Here is a 495-nt window from a genome sequence, read left to right as displayed (position 1 = left end):
CCGATCCCATCCCGAACTCGGCCGTGAAACTCCCCAGCGCCAATGGTACTCCGTCTTAAGACGCGGGAGAGTAGGTCGCTGCCAGGCCTGCAAAGCGCAAGACTAAAAGAGACAATACACAAAACACACGACAAAACCTCTTCACACACAAACGAACAACAAACACAAAACAGCCCTCCGAGAGAGAAATCTCCGGAGGGCTGTTTGCGTCAAGCAACCTAGACTAAGAAGAACGCCGGTATGGGTGCACGGACCAAGACGCACATCGACTACCCAGAAAGCTTTGCAAATCGAAGACGGCGCTACAGGTCTCGCTGATAGCGAAGTACGATCAGGTTGCCCTGGCGATTGGGCGAAGCGCGCGTGTGTTCCCCCGTCAGGCGAAAGCCTGCCTTCTCAATGACGTTGCCCCTTGAGCCTAATCCGGTTTGAAGTTCGTTCTGGCCCATCGAGAGGACCAGGACATGAAGCGCAGTCGTTTCAGCGAAGAGCAGA

The 495-nt window shown here is 54.7% G+C and carries 1 protein-coding gene and 1 rRNA gene; one reads left to right on the top strand and one right to left on the bottom strand.

Going from position 1 to position 495, the window contains the following annotated elements:
- Positions 1-87: ribosomal RNA gene (rrf, locus tag M4J40_RS17075) — 5S ribosomal RNA — on the top strand; the annotation flags it as partial.
- Positions 88-302: 215 nt separating this feature from the next.
- On the opposite strand, the gene M4J40_RS17070 is transcribed toward rrf, so the two are convergent.
- Positions 303-495 (bottom strand): hypothetical protein (locus tag M4J40_RS17070; protein ID WP_251755630.1); only part of this gene is annotated, 193 nt, incomplete at its 5' end.

The organism is Pleomorphomonas sp. JP5, assembly GCF_023721815.1.
Classification (GTDB): domain Bacteria; phylum Pseudomonadota; class Alphaproteobacteria; order Rhizobiales; family Pleomorphomonadaceae; genus Pleomorphomonas.
This window is presented reverse-complemented; position numbering and strand designations above follow the sequence as displayed.